This window comes from Kitasatospora sp. NPDC058046, assembly GCF_042885595.1.
GTDB lineage: Bacteria > Actinomycetota > Actinomycetes > Streptomycetales > Streptomycetaceae > Kitasatospora.
This window is the reverse complement of the sequence record NZ_JBHVRS010000031.1, coordinates 63195-80866: the sequence shown is the minus strand read 5'-3', so window position 1 is coordinate 80866 and position 17672 is coordinate 63195. Positions and strand designations below refer to the sequence as shown.

Here is a 17672-nt window from a genome sequence, read left to right as displayed (position 1 = left end):
GTTCCGCGCAGTTCCACGCAAAGATCGTCCCTCGCGCGCGCGGCACTAGACTTCCGCCATGCTCAAAGCCGACCGCACCTCCCGGATCCTCACGCACCTCACCGAGACGGGCAGCGCCGATGTGCACGAGCTGGCCGGGCTCCTGCGGGTGTCGGCGGCCACCGTCCGACGGGACCTCCAGGAGCTCCACGACCAGGGCCTGCTGCACCGCACCCGCGGCGGGGCGGTCACCGGCGCCGTCAACCTCGAACTGCCGCTGCGCCACAAGCACGGCACCCGGCAGGCGGAGAAGCGCCGCATCGCCCTGGCGGCCGAGCAGCTGGTGCCCGACGGCGCGGTGGTCGGCCTGACCGGCGGCACGACGACCAGCGAGCTGGCCCGCGTCCTGGCCGAACGCGGCGGGATCACCATCGTGACCAATGCCGTCAACATCGCGGCCGACCTGATCGTCCGGCCGGACATCCGCCTGGTGGTGGTCGGCGGCATCGCCCGGACCACCAGCTACGAACTGGTGGGGCCGGCCGCCGACCGGATGCTCGCCCAGTACCACCTCGACATCGCGTTCATCGGCGTGGACGGCCTGACCCCCCAGGAGGGCTGCACCACGCACGACGAGATGGAGGCCCAGACCGACCGGGCGTTCCTGCGCAGCAGCGCGCGGTCGGTCGTCCTGGCCGACAGCAGCAAGATCGGCCGGGTCACCTTCGCCCGTATCTGCCCGCTCTCCGACGTCCACGACCTGGTCACCGACGGCGAGGTCACGGCGGCGCAGGAGGAGGCGATCGCCGCCGACGGCGTACGGATCCTGCGCGCCTGACGCCGAGGCGCCGTCCTCACGGGCCCGGATCCCGAAGACCCGGCTCCCACCCGCACGCTGACGCCCGGCCGGGCCCACCGGCCGGGCGTTTCTGTCACCGCAACGGTTGACATGAACTCACTAAACCAGGAAGCTCTTTCGCATCTGCGCGGAATCAACTCCAATCAAGCATTTCCAATCAGTCGATCAAGCGCATACGAAGGCGGCAACCGCGGTGGACGACCGTGTGCCGGCGCTCGCCGCGGTGTGCGCCACCGGCGCCTCCCCGCTCGCCCGGGCGAGTCCGGCACGCCCTGACCACCGGCCCCCCGACCACCCGCCCCTCGAACGCCGAACGGAGACACCACCGTGCGTCCACTCCGGCCCCACCTCCGCAGGGCCGCCCTCCTGGCGGCCCTGGCCGTCCTCCCCGCCCTGGCCGGGCCCGCCCTCCCCGCCCGCGCCGCGGCCCCCGCCTCCGCCGTCCTCGACCAGGGCCACCGGAGCGTCACCTGGCAGAGCCCGCAGTACGCCAAGGGCACCCTCGGCAACCCCGCCAGCTGTCCTCCGGCCACGCAGGACCCGGGCGGCACGGTCTGCGACCACTTCGACCTGACCGTGAACGTGCCGGCCGGGTACTGGGACGACAACCCGGAGGGCGGCGTCCCGGTGTCCGTCCGCTGGCAGAACCCCACCGACGACTTCGACCTCTACGTCTACGACGCCGGTGGCAAGCAGGTGGCCACCAGCGCCGGCACCGCCGACCCGGAGGCCACGGTGATCCCGAAGGCCTCGGGCACCTACCACGTCCTGGTGGTCCCCTACGACGTCCACGGCGGCTCCTACACCGGTACGGCCTACCTGCCACAGACCGCCGACGCCGGCGACCTGACCGGCTTCGGCGGCTCCCAGGGCAGCTACGACATCTCCGCGGGCACCCTGAAGGCCCGGGTCGACTTCCTCGCCGACGACCAGCTGCGCCTGCGCGCCGCCCCGGACGGCGTCCTCACCGATCCGGCGGGCAGCACGATCGTCCGCAAGCAGCCCGAGCCGCAGCGCGACACCAGCACCTTCGACGCCGGCGCGTACTACGGCATCCGCTCCAAGGGCCTGGTCCTGCGGGTCTACAAGCACCCGCTGCGGTTCGGCCTGTACAAGGCCGACGACCGCACCGCCCTCTGGCAGGAGAGCGCCCCGCTGCGCTGGAGCACCGGCGGACTGCGGCAGAGCCTGGAGCGCGGCGCGGACGAGCAGTTCTTCGGCGGCGGCGAGCAGAACGGCTCCTTCTCCCACCGCGACCGGACCGTCCACGTCGCCAACGGCACCGACTGGAACGAGGGCGGCTGGAACAACTCCCAGCCGTTCTACGTCTCCACCGCCGGCTACGGCGTCTTCCGCAACACCTTCACGCCCGGGATCTACGACTTCGGCTCGCCCGTCCGCACCGGGCAGCAGGAACGCCGCCTGGACGCCTACTACTTCACCGGTGACGTCAAGGCGGTGATCGGCCGGTACACCGACCTGGTCGGCAAGCCCTTCATGCCGCCGGTCTACGGGCTGGAGCCCGGCGACGCCGACTGCTACCTCCACAACGCCAACCGCGGCGAGCGCCACACCCCGGACGCGCTGAAGGTCGCCGACGGCTACGTGGACCACCAGATGCCGCTGGGCTGGATGCTGGTCAACGACGGCTACGGCTGCGGCTACGAGAACCTCGCGCAGACCGGCACGGGCCTGCGCAGGGACCACGCCCAACTCGGTCTGTGGACCCAGAACGGCCTGCCCGACCAGGCCGAGGAGGTCAAGGCCGGCGTACGGGTACGCAAGCTCGACGTGGCCTGGGTCGGCAACGGCTACGACTTCGCGCTGAACGCCTGCGACCAGGCCAAGGCCGGCATCGAGGACGGCAGCGACGCCCGCGGCTTCGTCTGGCTGCCGGTCTCCTGGGCCGGCGCGCAGCGCTGCGGCGTGCTGTGGAGCGGTGACCAGAGCCTGTCCTGGGACTACATCCGCTGGCAGATCCCGACCTACGCCGGCGCCACCATGTCCGGCATCGCCTACAACACCGGCGACGTCGGCTCGATCTACCGCCGGGACCCCGCGATGTACACCCGCGACCTGCAGTGGAAGGCCTTCCTCCCGGCGATCATGACCATGGACGGCTGGGCCCGGGACATGACGGGCACGCAGCAGCGGGACCAGCAGCCCTGGCTGGACGGCGAGCCGTACACCTCGATCAACCGCAAGTACCTGCAACTCAAGGAACGGCTGCTGCCGTACATGTACACCCTCTCCGCGGAGGCCGCCCGCACCGGCGTCGGCGCGGTCCGCCCGCTCGCCCTGGAGTACCCGCACGACCCGAACGCCCTCGGCCCGAACGCGACGTACGAGTTCCTGGCCGGGCCCGACTTCCTGGTCGCGCCGGTCTACTCGGACACCGCCGTGCGCGACGGCATCTACCTGCCCGAGGGCACCTGGACCGACTACTGGACCGGCCGCACCTACCAGGGCCCGACCACGGTCAACGGCTACTCCGCCCCGCTCGACACCCTGCCGCTGTTCGTCCGCGGCGGCGCGATCGTCCCGATGTGGCCCAAGGGCACGCTGTCCTGGGAGAACCGGGACCGCTCCGAACTCGACTACGACCTCTACCCGAAGGCCTCGGGCGACTCCTCCTACACCCTGTACGAGGACGACGGCGTCACCCGGCAGTACACCGCCGGCTCCTCGGCCACCCAGCAGGTCGACGTGCACACCGGTCGCGCCGTCACCAACATCCGCATCGGCGCCAGTGACGGCGACTACGCCGGCAAGCCGGCCGAGCGCTCGTACCGCCTCACCGTGCACGGCCGCCCCGCACCGCGCCTGGTGGCCACCGACGCGGGCCCGCTGCCCCGGCGGGACTCGGCGGCCGCGCTCGACGCGGCCGGCTCGGGCTGGTACCACGACGCCGCCACCGGGGTGACGACGGTCCGGACGCCGTCCGTCCCCACCGGCGACGGCTTCTCCCTCAACCTGGTCCACGGCGGCAACTGACCGCACCACCGCGAGGGGCTTCCGCCCCGGTACGGCGAGGGCCCCGCCTGCTCGGCGGGGCCCTCGCCGGGTTCTCCCACCTCCGCGGGGCGGGAAGCTCCGGGCCGGCCTCCGCACACACCGGGCCCGGACGGACGGCAGCCCGTACGGTCCCAAGATCCGCTCCTTGATGGAAACTTGACGAACCGCAGCCCTTCCCGGGTCTTCTCAGTCTCCGCGAAATCCGTCTAACTGTTAGCACCCGGCGGGGCAGGGCCAGCAGCACGCGGCCGAAGCCCACGGACGCCGGTGCCTTCCCGGCGTCGGGAAAGCCGCTCACGCTTGCCCGGTCCCGGCACCGCCATGCCCGCGTCGGCGAACCGTCGGATCGCGCAAGGAAAGCACTCGCTGGTGTTCACGTGGGGTGAGAGGGGCATGCCCAGGATGACGAAGTCCACAGGAGCGCGCAGACTCGCACAAGTGGTGGCGCTGGTCACGGTCGTGGCGACCGCCGCGGCCTGCACCAGCGGCAGCGGCGGCGGGGGCGGCGGCGGCAGCAGCCCGGGGCCGGTCGGGGCCCCGGTCCAGGGCGGCGTGGTGCGGGTCGCCGAGGCGCCCTCCACCTTCCCGGACGCCATCTGGCCGTTCGACTCCGCGGCCCAGGTCAGCACGGTGAACACCAGCCAGTTCCAGGAGCTGTTCTACCGCCCCCTGTACTACTGGGGGCTGAGCGACAAGGTCGCCCTGGACCCGGAGGTGTCCCTCGGCGAGGCGCCCGCCTGGAGCCCGGACGGGAAGACCGTCACCATCCAGGTCAAACCGTGGAAGTGGTCGAACGGCGAGGACGTCACCGCCCAGGACGTGCTGTTCTGGATCAACATGGCCAAGGCCGAGACGTCCAACAGCGGCTACTACACCCCGCCGAACCCGGCGATCGGCGCCAAGTACTTCCCGGACAACGTGGCCTCGGCGACCGCCTCCGGCCAGACGCTGACGCTGACCCTCGACACCCCGGTCAGCCAGACCTGGTTCACCGACGACGAGCTCAGCCAGATCACCCCGATGCCGCTCGCCTGGGACCTCACCGGCCCCGGCCAGAAGGGCGGTTGCGCGAACGACGCGTTCGGCTCGGACGCCGCCATGACCGACTGCGCCGCCGACTACGCCTACCTCAGCGCGCAGTCGACCAAGGGCGGCGACTTCGCGGGCAGCCCGCTGTGGTCGGTGGTCGACGGCCCGTGGAGGCTCAAGACCTACAACGGCACCTCCGGCGCGTACGCGATCGTGCCGAACACCGCCTACTCGGGACCGCAGAAGCCCTACCTCGACGAGGTGGACTTCGTCCCCTACACCTCGGACACCACCGAGTACGCGGACCTGAAGGCCGGCAGCGGCGGCGCCAACGCCATCGACGTCGGCTACCTGCCGGCCGAGGACTCCCCGACCTTCAACGCCAAGAACCCGGACGCCGGCAACCCGCTGAGCGGCGCGGGCTACTACATCCCGGCCCCGACCTACCTGGACGAGATCTCGTACTACCAGATCAACTTCGCCAACCCGGACGTGGGGCCGCTGTTCAAGCAGCCCTACTTCACCAAGGCCGTCCAGGACACCGTGGACCAGCAGGGCATCATCAACGGCATCTGGAAGGGCTGGGGCTACCCGAGCACCGGCGCCGTGCCCAGCCTCCCGGCCGGCAACCCGCTCTCCCCCAAGAGCCAGTCCGAGAAGGCCACCTACGACCCGGCGGCCGCCAAGCAGCTGCTGCGCGGCCACGGCTGGAACACCGACAGCACCCCGGCCACCTGCACGAACCCGGGCACCGGCCCCGACCAGTGCGGGGCCGGCATCGCGGCGGGCACCAAGGCCGCGTTCACCATGAACTACCCCTCCGGCCAGGCCGCCCTGGACACCATGGCGGCGGACATGCGCTCGGACGCGGCCAAGGCGGGCATCGGCATCACCGTCGTCAGCCAGACCCAGAACACCATCGGCAACGAGGGCGTGGCCTGCACCGCCGCCCAGCCGGCCGGATGCCAGTGGCAGGCCCTGCTCTACGGCGGCTGGGTCTTCGCCCCCGACTACTACCCGACCGGCGACGCGCTGTTCGCCACCGGGGCCGGGCCGAACGTCTGGAGCTTCTCCGACCCGAAGCTGGACCAGCTGATCGTCAAGACCACCACCGGCAGCGACGTCAACGACCTGTACGCCTACGAGGACTACATCGCGGGCGACCAGCCGGTGATCTACACCCCCAACACGCTCACGGTCAGCGAGGTCACCAGGAAGCTGCACGTCGACGCCGGCGACCCCTTCCAGGGCTACGAGCCGGAGTACTGGTACTACACGAAATGACGGCCACCCGTGAGCGCGCCGCGGCCCCCCTCGGGGGGCGGCGGTGACGGCCTACCTGATCCGCCGGCTGTTCCAGGCCCTCGTGACGGTGCTGATGGTCACGGTCATCTCCTTCGGCCTGATGCAGCTCATGCCGGGCGGCCCGGTCCGGGCGATCCTCGGCTCCCACGCCACCCCGGCCACCATCGCCCACCTGACCCACCAGATGGGCCTGGACCGCCCCGTCTACGTGCAGTACTGGACCTGGCTGGACGGCCTGCTCCACGGCGACCTCGGCTTCGACTACATCCAGCAGCGCCCCATCTCCGACCTGCTGTTCAACGCCCTCGGCGCCTCCGCCTACATCGTCGGCGCCTCGCTGCTGATCGCCCTGCTGATCGCGGTACCGGCGGGCCTGCTCCAGGCCACCCGCCGCAACAGCGCGCTGGACCACGCCTTCACGGTGTTCTCCTTCATCGCCTACGGGGTGCCGACCTTCTTCATCGGCTTCCTGATCCAGCAGTGGTTCGAGGACGACCTGAAGTGGGTCTCGGTGCACGACCAGGTGGCCACCTTCGGTGAGGCGCTGACCCACCCCGGGGCCGTCTGCCTGCCCGTCCTGACCCTGACCCTCACCACCGTGGCCGGCTACAGCCGCTACATGCGCTCCGGGGTGCTGGACCAGATCACCCAGGACTACGTCCGGTCCGCCCAGGCCAAGGGTGCCTCCCGGCGCCGCACCCTGTACGGCCACGTCCTGCGCAACGCCCTGATCCCGATGGTCACCCTGGTCGGCCTCTCGATGCCCGCGCTGGTCGGCGGCGCGCTGATCGTCGAGTACGTCTTCAACATCCAGGGCATCGGCCTGCTGACCACCCGCGCCGCGCTGCAGAGCGACTACGGCATCACCCTGGCCGCCACCCTGCTCACCGCGGTGGCCACCGTGGTCGGTTCGCTGCTGGCCGACCTCGGCTACGCCGTGCTGGACCCCCGAGTGAGGCTCACCTGATGGCCCCGACACCCGGCACGACGCCCAACCCCCGGCCCGGGCCCCTGCCCGGCACGACGCCCGGCCCGCTCGACGCCCCCGGCGGGGAGCCCGCCGGGCGGCCCCGCTCGATGCTCCGACGCGGCGCGGAGGTCTTCGCCGAGAACCGGCTCGCCCTGGTCGCCGTCGCCGCCCTGGTCGCGATCACCGCGTTCTGCTTCCTCGGCCCGCTGTTCTACCACGCCGACACCTCGGTGGTGAACCTCTCCGCCGTCACCCTGCCGCCGGGCGCCGGGCACCCGCTCGGCACCGACAACGACGGCATCGACGAGCTCGGCAAAGTGATGGCCGGCGGGCAGACCAGCCTGGAGATCGGCCTCGCCGCCGGCCTGATCGCCGCCGTCATCGGCGCGCTGTACGGCGCCGTCGCGGGCTACCTGGGCGGCTGGGTCGACGCGCTGATGATGCGGGTGATCGACTCCTTCATGTCCTTCCCGCTGATCTTCCTGCTGATCTACCTCAGCAGCGTCTACGGGAAGAGCAAGACCATGCTGATCCTGGAGGTCGGCCTGACCTCCTGGTTCGGCATCACCCGCCTGGTCCGCGGCGAGGCCCTGGCGATCAAGGTCCGGGACTACGTCTCCGCGTCCCGGATGATGGGCGCGGGCGGCGGGCGGATCGTGCTGAAGCACATCCTGCCCAACACCATCGGGACCACGATCGTCAACACCACGTTCTCGATCGCCGACGCGGTCTTCGCCCTCTCCACCCTCAGCTACATCGGCCTGGGCCTCCAGGCCCCCGACAACGACCTGGGCGGCATGCTCGACGTCGGCACCAACTACGCCGGCCAGGGCTACTGGTGGATGATCTACCCGCCCGCCGCCGTGATCATCCTGCTCATCCTCTGCTTCAACGTGATCGGCGACGCCCTGCGCGACGCCTTCGAAACCCGCCTGCGGAAACGGTGAACCGACGGAGGTTCCGGCAGTGGCGCTCCTCGAAGTGACCGGCCTGCGCACCGAGATCCGACTGAAGCACTCGGTGGTGCGGGCCCTGGACGGCGTCGACCTCGCGGTGGACGCGGGCGAGACCCTCGGCATCGTCGGCGAGTCGGGCTGCGGCAAGACCATGACCGCCATGTCGATCATGCAGCTGCTGCCGAACGGCGGCAGCGTCGTCGGCGGCAGCGTCCTGCTCGACGGCCGTGACCTGCTCGCGCTCGGCCCCACGACGATGGACCGGGTGCGCGGCAACGACATCGGGATGATCTTCCAGGACCCGACCACCTCGCTCAACCCCACCATGACCATCGGCCGGCAGATCTCCGAGTCCGTCCGCATCCACCGCCGGGCCTCCCGCAAGGAGGCGCACGAACGCGCCGTCGAGGTGCTGTCCCTGGTCGGCATGCCCAGCCCCGCCCGGCGGGCCCTGGTCTACCCGCACGAACTGTCCGGCGGCATGCGCCAACGGGCCATGATCGCCATGGCCCTGGCCAACGAGCCCAAACTGCTCATCGCCGACGAGCCGACCACCGCCCTCGACGTCACCGTCCAGAAGCAGATCCTCGAACTCATCGACCACCTCAAGCAGCAGCTCGGCATGGCCGTCATCCTGGTCACCCACGACCTCGGCGTCATCGCCGGACGGGCCGACCGGATCGCCGTCATGTACGCCGGGAAGGTCGTCGAGACCACCGGCACCGAGGCGCTCTACGGCAACCCCCGCCACCCGTACACCGAGGCGCTGTTCGCCTCGCTGCCGGAACGCTCCGCCCGCTCCGGCGGCCGGCTCTACTCGATCCCCGGCCTGCCGCCGGACCTGACCACTCCCCCGCCCGGCTGCCGCTTCGCCGCGCGCTGCCGCTACGCCACCGAGCAGTGCCACGCGCAGGATCCGCCGCTGTCCGGGGAGGTCCCGGAGCACCGGTACGCGTGCTACTTCCCGGTCGGCGAGGCCGGATCGGGCGTCCGGTCCACAGCACGGACGACGGCTGTACAGGCTCCGGCGGTGACCGACGAGGTGACGGCAGCGGCCGACGGCCCGGCGGCCGAACCGCTGCTGCGCGTCGAGCACCTGGTCAAGCAGTACCCGGTCACCAACGGCCTCGTCCTGCGCCGGACCGTCGGCGCCGTCAGCGCCGTCGCCGACCTCTCCCTGACCGTCCGCCGGGGAGAGACGCTCGGCCTGGTCGGCGAGTCCGGCTGCGGCAAGACCACCGTCGGCAAACTCATCGTCGGCCTGGAGAGGCCCACCAGCGGCAGCCTGGTGTTCCAGGGCCGCGACCTCGCCCTGGCGCCACGGGCCGAGCGGCGCCGGCTGCGCCGCGACGTCCAGCTGATGTTCCAGGACTCCTACGCGGCCATGAACCCGCGGATGCCGGTCCACTCGATCATGCGCGAACCGCTCGACATCCACCGGGTCGACGGCCCGGCCGAGCGCGACCGGCGGATCCGGCAGATCCTCGACCTGGTCGGCCTGCCGCTCACCGCCCTCGACCGCTACCCGCACGAGTTCTCCGGCGGCCAGCGCCAACGCATCGGACTGGCCCGCGCCTTGGCCCTCAGCCCCCGGCTCATCGTCGCCGACGAGCCCGTCTCGGCCCTCGACGTGTCGATCCAGTCCCAGGTGCTCAACCTGATGCGCGACCTCCAGGGCGAACTCGGCCTGTCGTACCTGTTCATCTCGCACGACCTGTCCGTGGTCCGCTACCTGTCCGACCGGATCGGCGTGATGTACCTCGGCAAGCTGGTGGAGATCGGCCCCGCGCCGTCGGTGTACGCCCGGCCGGTGCACCACTACACCCGCGGCCTGCTCGACACCGTCCCCGTCGCCGACCCGGCGGTGGAACGGGCCAGGAGCAACCGGGGCGTCGCCGGGGAACTCCCCTCCGCGATCGACCCGCCGTCCGGCTGCCGCTTCCGCACCCGCTGCGCGGCGGCGCAGCAGATCTGCGCCGAGGTCGAACCGCCGCTGACCGCCTACGGCCCCGACGACCACCTGGCCGCCTGCCACTTCCCCCTGCGGCCCTCACCACCCGGGTGAAGCCGCACCCCGGACCGGCTTCGTCCCGTAGCGTTTTCCTTCCACCGCGGGGACCCGCGGTGTACGAAGGGGAGGGTTACATGAACTCGCTTGTCTCGAAGGCCCGCTGGTTAGGCTCCCTGGCGGTGGCGGGAGCGCTGCTGCTCACCGGGTCCGGCTCCGCCGGCGCCGCCACCCACACCTCCGGCGGCCCGGTCCCGGGCGTCCCGCAGACCGTCGAACTGGACTCGTCCCCCGCCTCGGTGGCCGTCAGCCCGGACGGGCACAAGGCCTACGTCGCGGTGAAGGACACCACCAAGGGCGCCAAGGTGAAGGTGGTCGACACCCAGAGCGGCGCGATCACCGCGGTGGTGACACTGTCCACCGGTCTCGGCGCCGGCCCGGGACCGCTGGCCGTCAGCCCCGACGGCTCGCGCGTCTACGTGCTGTTCTCCACCGCCCGCAAGGCACCGCTGTCCAGCCTGGGCGCCATCGACACGGCCACCGACACCGTCGTCTCCAGCACCGAGGCACCCGACCAGCCGCGGCCCGACGGCACCTTCCCCGGCGCCCTCACCTCCCTGGCCGTCAGCCCCGACGGCGCCACCGTCTACGTCGGCCAGGACGGACCGGCCCGCTACCACCGCCCGGCCGAGCCGGGCGCCCGGGTCCTGTCCTTCTCCCCGCAGCAGCAGGCCTACACCACCGCCCTGCCGGTCCCCGGCCACTACCTCGGCTCGATCGTCACGTCCCCGGACGGCGACACCGCGTACACCGCCACCGACGAGAACCTGGTCCGCCTGGACACCAGCACCGCGACCCCGACCGTCACCGGCACCACCCCCGCCACCATCGGCTCCCGCCCGATCCTGGCCCTCTCCCCGGACGCCACCCGCCTCTACGGCGTGGGCAACAACGGCACCGGCTACGCCGTAGACCTCGCCACCGACACCCTCGCCACCCTCGACCTCGCCCCGGGCCAGTGGCTGCAGAACCCCTCGGTGTCCGCCGACGGCACCCGGCTCTACCTGGTCCTGCAGGACCTCACCAGCGGCGACAGCAAGGCCTCGGTCCTCGCCCTGGACACCGCGACCAACACCCTCGTCCCCGCCGAGGAGATCACCGGCCTCAACTGGGTCACCGCCCTGGCCCTCGGCCCCGACGCCCACACCTTCTACCTCACCGTCAACTCCACCCTGCGCATCCTCGCCCACTGACCGCACCCACCCCGCACCCCGCCCCACCCTCGGGGCGGGGTGCCCCCGCCGAGACCCCCTCCGCCGAGGGCTCCCTCCAGCGTTTCCGTCGCCCGCACCGTCGTCGTCCTTGTCCTCGTCCTCAACGGAATCCGGAAATGACCACTGCCGGGAATGAGTCAGTGGAACACGATGGCGTGGCCGCCCTCGATGCTTGCCAGGCACGCCCGATAGAGCTGGTACCAGGTGAAGCGCTCCGTCGCGAACGGTCCGTCCACCGCGAGATCCCGAGCCTCCCATGCCTCCCCCGAACCGGAGGGAACGCTCTCGTCGTCGAGGTTGATGCCGATCGACGGCGCCAGGTCCGACAGTTCAGCCAGCAGGCGCTGACTGGAGCCGACGATTCCGGCGCCCTCGACTGCCGCCTCGTCAGGGAGGAAGAGCGGATCCTCGAACTCGACCGGCACGTAGTAGCCGGAGCTGTCGGAGTGGCAGAGCAGATGGGAGGCCAGCCTCGACGTCTCATCCTGGATCTTCTCGCAATCGCGGTCGAACTGGCGCCCGCTGACCTCCAGAGCCGACGTGACAGGTTCGCCGAGGTTCACGAGCACCAGGATGCGGCGCAGCTGGGTCAGGTACCCGTAGGGAAAGCCACCGGAGAAGGTACGGGCATGAGGCGGATCGGTGATCTCCGGCTCGTGCCAGCTGATCCCCTCCTCCACGAGCACCCGGCCGAGGCGGGCGAAGGCCGACCGGTGATGGTCGAGACCTTCCGCATCGTTGCGAGCCTGGTCGTAGAGGAGTCCCACTGATATCGAAAGTCCCATGGGCCAGAGTCTAGGAACACCCCCTGACGGCGACGGGTCCGCCGCCGCGCCGACAGCCGTGTCTCGGGGGGTGAGGAACATCGGAGCGACGCCGGCGCAACCCTCCCCCGCTCTCCGGAGTCCGTCGGCCTGCGCTTCCATGGTGGTTGAACCTTCGGCGGTCGTGCTGCCCCGAGCAGGGGCATCAACCCGCAGACGGACCGGCACGTTCCCGCCCGAACCGAGTCCGACACCCGCCTCCTGGCAACCCGCCCCTCCCTTCGTGAAAGGCTTGCCGCCATGCGCGAAGTACCGGAGGACCGCGCCGTACGGAGCTTTCTGTCAGCGATCCGCGTCGGCGACCTGTGTGGTGGGGTCGCATCAGAGGTCACCCGCTCCGGGGTGGCGGTGACGTTGGACGGGTTCCCGGCGAGACCGCTGGGGTTCGTCGGCTCGTTGGACCTGCCCTGGGGGCGGCCTCGGAGCGAGGGTGTGGAGGTCGGTCAGCGGATCACCGCCGAGGTCATTGCCGTCGACCCGCCCGCGCGCCGCGTACGGCTGTCCATGGCAGCCACCGGGAACCCGGAGTTGTGGGCCTTTCTGAAGCGGCTCGCCCCAGGCCAGATCCTCGCCGGCACGGTCGCGTCGATCGAGTCGTTCGGCGTGTTCGTGGCGCTGGACGACGGGCCCGGCCATCCGGTCTTCCCGGGGGTCGGGTTCATCACGATCCCCGAACTGTCCTGGTGTCACTTCGAAACGGCCTCCGACATCGTCCGGGTCGGCAAGCGCGTCTCGTGCGGATTCCTCCACTTCGACACCACGAACGGGGAGGCCAGGCTGTCCGTGCGCGCTACGCGGCCGGACCCCTTCCAGGACTTCGCCGACGGAGTCGCCGCGGGCCGGACACTGCGCGGAAGGGTCACCCGGCTGATCCCGTTCGGCGCCTTCGTCCAGGTCGCCGACGGGGTCGAGGGGCTGATCCACCTCAAGGACCTCGCACGGACACCCGTACGGACGCCACAGGAGGTCGTAGGAGTCGGCGACGAAGTCCTGGTCGTCGTCACCGACATCGACCGAGGACGCCGAAGGCTGGCGCTGTCGCGGCAGGAGCCCCCCTCCCGCTGATCGTGATCGTCCCGCGTGCGGCGCACTCGACGCATATCCGGTTGGCGCGCCGCCAGCCGCGTGCCCCTCGGTCTCCCACAGGCGCCGGGCTCAGAAGAGCACGTCCTCGCCGCCGGGCTCGGGTATCCCGATCACACAGGTGGACCCGGGGTCGTCGGGCACGGAGCGAGGGCGCGTCGGGGGGTGGACAGGAAAATTCGGACGCTCGTTCGTACCGCCTCGGGTACCGTGGCGCACTGCCCTGTCGGGAAGGGCCGCAGCGAGGCGGGGGAGGAACCGGTGGAGATGGACGAGGCGGCGCGGGCCGCATGGTGGGAGAGCCTGCCCGCGGGGATCCGCGACGAGATCGACGGGTACGTCCTCCAGGACTCCCTCTTCCACGCGCTGCGGACCGTCGTCGATGTCGGCCGCGTCCCCTCCGGCATCGGCATCCGCATCGCGCAGGACATCGTCAACGACCGCTACACCCACCACGACGGCCGGATCGCCCGGAGCCCCGACAGCCCCCTCGACCTGGAGTCCCTGGCGTTCCGTGCCGCCGGCTGCCCCGGCCGCGTCGTGGCGATCGAGGCGGTCTGGGACGGCGACACCGTCCACGACTGGTTCACGGTCCTGCTGGCGATCACCGAGGACCCGGTGCGGGAGCACCCGTTGGCCACCGTCTACTCCACCACGGCCAGGAGCTACCTGGACGGGGAAGGAGTCGGCAGCGGACAGCTCGTGTGCGCCGCGGCCGCCGAACACGCGGGCCGGGCCCTGGCCGAGCACCTGTCGGTCCCCTTCCACTTCGCCAGCCCTGACACCCCGGACGACGAGGCTCCCCGCTGGCGGGAGTGAGAGGTGCGGCGCTGTCGGCCGGAGCCGCCGCTCAGCGTCGCCGCCCGCCGGGGCATAGACGCGACCGCCTCGGACCCGGCCGGACCGCCGAGCTCGCACAGGCCCTCGCCGACGCCCGGGCGGTGCTCGAAGCCTCCCCTCCAGGCCCGGACCCGGACCCGAACCCGCCGGAAGGCGGCCCGTTCGGGCATCGCGCCCCGGCAGCAGGCAGCTGAACCGCGCGCGCCCTGACCGGCGCGCGTCGTGCGGACGGGGGTACAACGGCTGCGGCCGGGGGCGTGGGAAGCCAGGATCGAGCCATGGCCATTCGCTTGGGACTCGGGCTGCCGCAGATGAAGTGGTACGACCTCGCACGTGCTCCGGCGGCGGTGGCACGGGCAGCGGAGCGGATCGGCTACGACAGCCTGTGGGTCTTCGAGCGGGTGTTGGTCCCCGAGCGGCCGCGGCAGGGCCTGTACGACGTGCCGGGGCTGGCGTGGCCGGACTCCTACCGGTCGGTCGCCCATCCGCTGGTGGTGCTCTCGCTCGCCGCCGCGGCGACGGAGCGGGCCCGGCTCGGCAGCAGCGTCCTGGTCGCGCCGCTGCACGGGCCGTTCCAGCTGGCCCGCGCCCTGGCAACGCTGGACGCGGCGAGCGGCGGCCGCGTGGTCGCGGGGCTGGGGACGGGCTGGTCGCTGGACGAGCACGCGGCCGCCGGGCACGCGCCGTTCGAGGAGCGCGGAGCCGTCCTGGACGAACTGCTGGACGTCTGCGCGGCGGTGTGGGGCCCCGACCCCGTGTCGTACCGGGGCACGCACGCCCTGATCGACGAGGCGGAGGTCGGGCCGAAGCCCGTACGCCCCGTGCCCGTCTACCTGGCGGCATCCGGCGGCAATGCCCTGGACCGGGTCGCCCGCCGCGCCGACGGCTGGCTACCGACAGGCATGACCCCCGGGCAACTGGCCGTCCTGCGGCGTGAGATCGGCGAGCGAGCAGCGTTGTACGGCCGCGATGCGGGCGCGATCCAGGTCTGCGCGAGGGCGAACGTCCGGATCACCGAGGCCCCGGGCCGCGATGCCGAGCGGAAGCCCTTCGTCGGCACGGTCGAGCAGATCGTCCAGGACACGGCCGGCTACGCGGCCGCGGGGGCGGACGAGGTGCTGCTCGATCTCCAGACGAACGCGCGGGACGCCGACGAACTCGCCGATCTGGCGGCCCGGGTGCACGCGGACATCCGCGGCGCGGGGATCTGAGACCCCTGGAAGCCGCCGTCGCCCCGCCGTCAGCGGCTCACCGGACGCCCTCCCAGAGCGACCGCTCCCGGCCGCCCGGGTCCTGCCTCAGCCGGAAGGCGTCACCGGTCAGGTGCAGCACCGAACGGTCCGGGCCGTAGGGAGGCCAGTCGGGCTCCGGCCGTCCCTCGCGGGCGAAGGCGAGCCAGGCGGCGCGCATCCGGTCGGACAGCTCCTTCGGAGGCTCCGCCCCGAGGAGCGGGTCGGTGGTTCCGAAGACCAGGCCGATCTCCGCCATGTGGCAGGCGCCCAGCCGGCCGTCCAAGGCGGGCGAGGGGTGGGCGAACTCGTAGACGAAGGTCCGTGCGCCCAGGGCGGCACGGGCCTCCGCCACGCGGACGGCCGGGATGCGGTAGGAGTGGTCGGTCATCACGGCCGAGAACAGGTCCCCGGGCGTGGCCTCCGGGCGGCCGGCCCGGTAGGCGGCGACCGCCTGCGCGGCGTCGAGCCCGAACGAGGCCAGGAATCCGTGCAGGACCTCGTCCGTGATGCGGTCGGCCATGCCCAACGCGACGAGGAAGAGCCGGAATTCGTCGGTGGTCGTACCGGTGAGCAGGTCGATGTCGCGGCCCGCCCCGGCCGCGACGGCGTCGACGGGCCGCGCGCGCAGGGTCGTCCCGTCGACCACCGGCAGCACCGTGGTGCCGCCGCCGGCGGACTCGCCCCACCGACCCGGGGCCGTGTCCCGGGCCATCTCCTGGCCGAGGGCGGCGTTGGCGGCGATCAGCCGCTCCGGGGGCACGGCCGCCAGGGCCTCCGTGGTGTGCTCGACCCCGGCGATGGCGGCCAGCCGCTCGGTGATCCGGCGCCCGGTCTCCAGGGAGTGGCAGTGGTGCCCGGCGCCGCTCTGGGTGATCGCGCGGTGGAACAGCCCCTCGGCCCGCTCCATGGTCATCAGCGCCGTGATGCTGATGGCTCCGGCCGACTGGCCGAACACCGTGACGTTGTCCGGATCGCCGCCGAACGCCGCGATGTTGTCACGGACCCACTCCAGGGCGGCTATCTGGTCCAGCAGGCCGAGGTTGGCCGTTCCGTCGGGCAGCAGCAGGAAGCCCTCGGCGCCCAGCCGGTAGTTGAGCGTGACGCACACCGCGCCGTCCGCGGCGAGCCGGGTGCCGTCGTAGCCGGGCAGCGAACCGGATCCGTTGCGGAACGCCCCGCCGTGGATCCAGACCAGGACCGGAAGACGGCCGGCGGCACGCCCCGGTGCGGGGGACCACACATTGAGGTTGAGACAGTCCTCCCCCGTCTCCACGGGCTCCACCAGGAGTTCGGCCATGGCGGAGGAATAGCCGGGCTGCGGCGCGGCCTGCCCCGGGCGGCCGCAGTCGCGCTCCCCCGCCCAGGGCTCGGGCGGCCGCGCCGGACGGAACCGGCGCGGCCCGAAGGGCGGCGCCGCGTACGGGATGCCCAGGAAGGCCGCGACGCCTTCGCGCTCCTGGCCCCGCACCTTGCCGTACGCGGTGGAGACGGTCACGCTCGCCAAAGCAGTACCTCGCATGATGGTCGATCAGCCGACGCGTCACTCCACCACGGAACGCCCGGGAAGGTCATCTCCATTCGCGGTGCAACCGATCAACCGGCGGGCGTGCTGGTGGTGTCGGGTAGCGCGGGGACGGCTTTCGGGGAGCTTGGCGGGGTGGACCTGGTCCATGCCTTCCTCGGGCAGGCAGCGACGGGGGGAGGCGATCCACCCGTCGTGGAACTCGGAGAGGACGTTGCCGGGCGTGAGCACGATCGACAACAGCAGGCCCCGGCCGTCGACGGCGAGGTGGACCTTGGTGGTCGGCCCTCCCCGCGACCGACCGAGAGCCTGCCGCGCCTGCGAGCGGGTGCGGCCACCCGACTCCCCGCCGGGTGGCCGTCCCTGGGGAAGGCCAAGCCGACTGGCCGCCGGCACCGGGGCTCGGGTGAGACCGTGCCACGACCTCGGCCGCGGGGAAGCCGTGGCGCGCAAAAGCGGCAGTGCCCTGCGGGCTCCCTTCCGGGAGCCGCAGGACACTGCTGGCCTGGTTCTCTGCGAAGTGGTTATGCCACGCCGAGCAGCCAGGGCTCGGCGGGCTGGGCCATGTTGGTACCGCTACCGGTCGCCAGCCACAGCCTCCCGTCCCCGCCCTTCCAAGCCACCTCGTAGCTGCCGTCGGCCATCGTGACGAGCGAGGGGCTGGAGGAGCTGCCGTTGGCACCGACGCCGAGCAGCCACGGTTCGGCGGGCTGGGCCATGTTGGTACCGCTACCGGTGGCCAGCCAGAGCCTGCCGTCGTCGCCCTTCCACGCGAC

The 17672-nt window shown here is 72.0% G+C and carries 12 protein-coding genes and 2 pseudogenes; 10 read left to right on the top strand and 4 right to left on the bottom strand.

Annotated features, from left to right (window positions below; all coding sequences use genetic code 11):
• Positions 1-58: 58 nt before the first annotated feature.
• The 7 genes from ACFVU7_RS40105 to ACFVU7_RS40075 all read left to right on the top strand — a co-directional run bounded on the left by ACFVU7_RS40105 (position 59) and on the right by ACFVU7_RS40075 (position 11374).
• Positions 59-817: a DeoR/GlpR family DNA-binding transcription regulator gene (locus tag ACFVU7_RS40105; protein ID WP_049649312.1), complete on the top strand. Its 759-nt coding sequence runs from the start codon at positions 59-61 to the stop codon at positions 815-817.
• A 348-nt stretch (positions 818-1165) separates the two neighbouring features.
• A complete protein-coding gene (locus ACFVU7_RS40100; protein WP_388051091.1) occupies positions 1166-3832 on the top strand; it encodes a TIM-barrel domain-containing protein in 2667 nt (888 codons plus the stop codon).
• 423 nt (positions 3833-4255) lie between these two features.
• Positions 4256-6166, top strand: coding sequence for an ABC transporter substrate-binding protein (locus ACFVU7_RS40095; protein WP_388051088.1), 1911 nt, complete (start codon positions 4256-4258; stop codon positions 6164-6166).
• Positions 6167-6209: 43 nt separating this feature from the next.
• Complete coding sequence (locus tag ACFVU7_RS40090; RefSeq protein WP_387973106.1) at positions 6210-7154, top strand: ABC transporter permease; 945 nt, start codon at positions 6210-6212, stop codon at positions 7152-7154.
• Entirely contained in the window at positions 7154-8104 is a 951-nt protein-coding gene (locus ACFVU7_RS40085) for an ABC transporter permease (protein WP_388051085.1), read from the top strand. Before ACFVU7_RS40090 ends, ACFVU7_RS40085 begins: the two co-directional genes overlap by 1 nt.
• A gap of 19 nt (positions 8105-8123) precedes the next feature.
• On the top strand, positions 8124-10178 hold the full coding sequence (locus ACFVU7_RS40080; RefSeq protein ID WP_388051082.1) for a dipeptide ABC transporter ATP-binding protein: 2055 nt from the start codon (positions 8124-8126) through the stop codon (positions 10176-10178).
• An 80-nt stretch (positions 10179-10258) separates the two neighbouring features.
• Positions 10259-11374 carry a hypothetical protein gene (locus tag ACFVU7_RS40075; protein ID WP_388051079.1) on the top strand — a complete coding sequence of 372 codons (1116 nt, stop codon included), beginning with the start codon at positions 10259-10261 and terminating at the stop codon, positions 11372-11374.
• 158 nt (positions 11375-11532) lie between these two features.
• On the opposite strand, the gene ACFVU7_RS40070 is transcribed toward ACFVU7_RS40075, so the two are convergent.
• Entirely contained in the window at positions 11533-12180 is a 648-nt protein-coding gene (locus ACFVU7_RS40070; RefSeq protein WP_388051076.1) for a hypothetical protein, read from the bottom strand.
• A 471-nt stretch (positions 12181-12651) separates the two neighbouring features.
• On the opposite strand from ACFVU7_RS40070, the gene ACFVU7_RS40065 reads away from it, so the two are divergent.
• The 3 genes from ACFVU7_RS40065 to ACFVU7_RS40055 all read left to right on the top strand — a co-directional run bounded on the left by ACFVU7_RS40065 (position 12652) and on the right by ACFVU7_RS40055 (position 15353).
• Positions 12652-13284 carry a S1 RNA-binding domain-containing protein gene (locus ACFVU7_RS40065; protein WP_388051073.1) on the top strand — a complete coding sequence of 211 codons (633 nt, stop codon included), beginning with the start codon at positions 12652-12654 and terminating at the stop codon, positions 13282-13284.
• 285 nt (positions 13285-13569) lie between these two features.
• Entirely contained in the window at positions 13570-14121 is a 552-nt protein-coding gene (locus ACFVU7_RS40060) for a hypothetical protein (RefSeq protein ID WP_388051120.1), read from the top strand.
• A gap of 299 nt (positions 14122-14420) precedes the next feature.
• Positions 14421-15353, top strand: a complete 933-nt coding sequence (locus ACFVU7_RS40055; RefSeq protein WP_388051071.1) for a TIGR03619 family F420-dependent LLM class oxidoreductase — start codon at positions 14421-14423, stop codon at positions 15351-15353.
• Positions 15354-15390: 37 nt separating this feature from the next.
• Here ACFVU7_RS40055 and ACFVU7_RS40050 read toward each other — a convergent pair whose 3' ends face one another.
• The 3 genes and pseudogenes from ACFVU7_RS40050 to ACFVU7_RS40040 form a co-directional block, all read right to left on the bottom strand.
• Positions 15391-16869, bottom strand: coding sequence for a carboxylesterase/lipase family protein (locus ACFVU7_RS40050; protein WP_388051117.1), 1479 nt, complete (start codon positions 16867-16869; stop codon positions 15391-15393).
• A gap of 243 nt (positions 16870-17112) precedes the next feature.
• Positions 17113-17202 (bottom strand): annotated as a pseudogene (locus ACFVU7_RS40045) (IS5/IS1182 family transposase); the annotation flags it as partial.
• A gap of 218 nt (positions 17203-17420) precedes the next feature.
• Positions 17421-17672, bottom strand: a pseudogene (locus ACFVU7_RS40040) (hypothetical protein); the annotation flags it as partial.